The organism is Enhygromyxa salina (assembly GCF_000737335.2).
Classification (GTDB): domain Bacteria; phylum Myxococcota_A; class Polyangia; order Nannocystales; family Nannocystaceae; genus Plesiocystis; species Plesiocystis salina_C.
The window spans coordinates 1-2631 of record NZ_JMCC02000241.1; the positions used below are offsets into that span (position 1 = coordinate 1).

Sequence of the window (2631 nt, forward strand, 5' to 3'; positions counted from 1 at the left end):
TCCTCGACGGCCGCGCCGCTCAGATCGCGCAGCGCCGTGATCCGCAGGTCGCCGTCGAGGGCCGCGATCCGCAGACCTTCGGCCCCCTGCTCGACGACGGCTCCCGGCGCCGCGTCGGCCGTCGCCGCTGCCAGCTGCGCGGCCTCGACGACGAGGAGCTCGCTCGCGTCTTCGTCGAGCGCGACGAGCGTGAGACCGAAGCTGTTCGGCCGCCGAGACCCGAAGCTGGTCGCGCGGACGAGCGCGTCGAGCTCAGCCGCCGGCGCCCGCCAGCTCAGCAGACCCCCCCGCGGCGGACCGTCGTACTTGCCGTGGTAGCTGCGCAGCTCCAGCCGCTGGGGGTGGCGCGTCGCGGTCCCGGCCGCGAGCTGCTCGACCAGCTCGGAGAACGACTCGATCCCGGCGTCGAAGCAGGCGACGTCGAGCTCGTGCGCCGTGATCCCCGGGGCCATGGCCACGCGCCGCTGCACGAGGATGTCGCCCACGTCGGCCTCCTCGCTCATCACGTGCCAGCTGACGCCGTGCTCGGACTCGCCAGCGAGGATCGCCCAGCTGGTTGCGAACAGGCCGGCGTGCCTTGGCAGCGGTCCGTCGTGGAAGTTGATCGGCAGGCGCTTGGGCAGCCCGAGCAGCTCCGCTGGCAAGATGCGCAAGTTGGCGATGCTGAACAGGTAGTCGAAGCGGAGCTCGGCGAGCTCGGTCGCAAGCTCGCGCGAGAACGGGACCGCGCGCAGGCCCTGCCCCTCGGCCCAGCGGCGCAGCTCGGCCTCGGGCGAGACCAGCGCGACGACCTCGTGGCCGCGCGCGAGCAGCAGCCTCGTGCACTCGACGAGCAGCGCCTGCTCGCCGATGACCACGCAACGAAACGGGCTCGGCTTCATCCTTGGATCTCCTCGAGGAGCGACTCACGGCCGCTGAGCAGCTCGGACAACAGCGCGTCGACGACGCTGTCCGGCAAGCTAGTGAGCAGGCGCTCGGCCTCTGCGTTTGACGGTGTCGGGGCCTCCGCGTCGACCGGTGGCGGAGACGGCGTCGACGACGGTCCCGTGTCGCCAACCGCCGGGCGCGGCCCGGGGGTCGCTCGGGTCGCGGCCTCCGAGGCCCGCGAGCTCGGGACCCCAGCCGCGACCGCCGGGCTCGGTGCCGGGTCCGGGTCCGCCCGCTCCGCGAGCCAGTCGGCCACCTGGCGCATCGTGATCCGCTCGAACAGCAAGGTCGCTGGCAGCGCGCCGTAGAGCGCCTCGAGGCCGCGGGTCAGCTCGAGCACGACCAGCGAGTCGACGCCGTAGTTCTCGAAGGTCAGATCGGGATCGAGCTGCGCGGGGGTCATCTCCAAGACCCGCGCGAACACGGCGGTGACTTGCTCGAGGGTCCCCGCCCTTCGCTCCGTTGGCGCGCCCGACCCAGCCTCGCCCGCGGGGGCTCGCGGCACGGCGCCGTGACTCGCCGCAGCGGCGGCCACGGGCTCGGGCCGGGCCGCGCGCTCGGGGCGGGACACGAGGCCGTCACTGCGACCCACGATCAGAGATTGAAAGGCAGGCCCGGTCGCGGTCGTCGGCGCCCGCGCGACGATCGCCTCGAAGCCGCTGCTGGCCAGGAGGTCCCGCCACTGGCGCGCCGTTGCGAGCGGCGATCCTGGGATCCGGTGGTCGGGGTCCGTGAACAGCCACCAGCCCGGCGTGAGACCGAAGATCTGCGCGAGCTGATGCTGGTGACGCGTGCCCTCGTTGAGCACCAACACGCCCCCGCGCCGCAACAAGCGCTTGGCTTGGGACACGGTGTACGCGAGGCGGCGCGTGGCGTGGAACACGTTGGCGCCGATCACCACGTCGTAGGTCCCGAGCGCGAAGCCCTGGGCCTCGAGCTCGCCCTCGATGTCGAGGACCTCGAAGCGGGCGAGGCCATGGCTCGGGCCAAAGCGCGCGCGGCCCTTGCTGACGAAGGCGCGCGAGACGTCGGTGAACACGTACTCGACAGCGTCCGCGTGCGCGGCGAGGGCCGCGAGCACCGGCGCGCTCGTGCCCCCCGTGCCGGCGCCGACCTCGAGCACGCGGACCCGGGCCTCGGGTGCGATCGCCCGGCGAGCTTCGACCTCGGCGACGACGACACGCGCGACCTCGCGGTTGCAGCTCTCGGTCAGCGGGTCGCCGCCGTAGAGCGCCGCGACCCGCTCGGGCGAGCCGCCCGGAAACAGCAGCGCCATCGCGTTGACCTCACCGACGAGGATCCCCGGCATCGCCACGAGGCACTCGCGCGACAGCCCGACGAGGGCCGCGACGCTGGCCTGACGTCCGGCGAGCCGCTCGAGCGCCCGGATCAGCTCCTGCTCGGTGCGCGGGCGGTTCGGACCCACCCCGACGCGCTCACCCTCGACCTCGATCTCGAGGTAGCCCGCGGCGACGAGGCCGTCGAGCTGCAGCTCGAACAGCGCCGCGTGATCCTCGACGACCCCGAGCGCCGGCCCGAGCTCGACACGCCGCGGCCGACGCTCGAGCGCCGCGAACAACCCCGCGCGAGCGAGGACCGCGGCGAGCAGCTCGATACACAGCGCCTCACCCTCGGCGCAGGCCCGATCTTCAGCCGGCTGATCTCGGCCGCCAGGCCGTTGCGATCGCCCTGGCCAGCTTCGCC

General features: G+C 73.5%; 2 protein-coding genes. Both read right to left on the reverse strand.

The window, feature by feature from the left end:
- The coding region (locus DB30_RS40565; protein ID WP_276204427.1) for a formyltransferase family protein at positions 1 to 881 on the reverse strand (881 nt) is incomplete at its 3' end.
- Positions 878 to 2631, reverse strand: a 1754-nt coding sequence (locus DB30_RS40570) for a methyltransferase (RefSeq protein WP_146662929.1), incomplete at its 5' end; no start/stop codon positions are given. The genes DB30_RS40565 and DB30_RS40570, both read right to left, overlap by 4 nt.